Origin of the sequence: Exiguobacterium sp. s123 (assembly GCF_018617075.1) — a bacterium.
Lineage (GTDB): Bacteria > Bacillota > Bacilli > Exiguobacteriales > Exiguobacteriaceae > Exiguobacterium > Exiguobacterium profundum.
The window spans coordinates 1-398 of sequence record NZ_JACSJL010000030.1 but is presented as its reverse complement, the minus strand read 5'-3'; the positions used below and the strand labels follow the sequence as shown (position 1 = coordinate 398).

Below are 398 nucleotides of genomic sequence, written 5' to 3'. Positions count from 1 at the left end.
CCCACGACGGAGAAGACCGGTACGAAGGTTCTTGGTGTCGACCTCGGTCTAAAAGTCCCGGCGGTCGCATCGACCGATTGCGACAAGGTGAGGTTCTTTGGGAACGGTCGCGAGAACAAGTACATGAAACGCAAGTTCCGGGCGAGACGAAAAGAGCTCGGTCAAAAGAAGAAGCTGAACGCGATCAAGGAACTGGACAACAAGGAGCAGCGTTGGATGAGAGACAAGGATCACAAGGTGAGCCGTGAGATCGTCGACTTCGCAAAAGAGAACAACATTTCTGTCATTCGCCTAGAGAAGCTAGCGAACATCCGACAGACGGCAAGAACAAGCCGTAAAAACAATAAGAATCTGCATACATGGTCGTTCTATCGCTTGGCATTATTTATCGAGTACAA

1 protein-coding gene is annotated in these 398 nt (G+C 50.0%); it reads left to right on the top strand.

Features of this window, described 5'->3' with window-relative positions; all coding sequences use genetic code 11:
- Positions 1–398, top strand: a 398-nt coding sequence (locus KNO72_RS15970; RefSeq protein WP_214758782.1) for an IS200/IS605 family accessory protein TnpB-related protein, incomplete at both ends; no start/stop codon positions are given.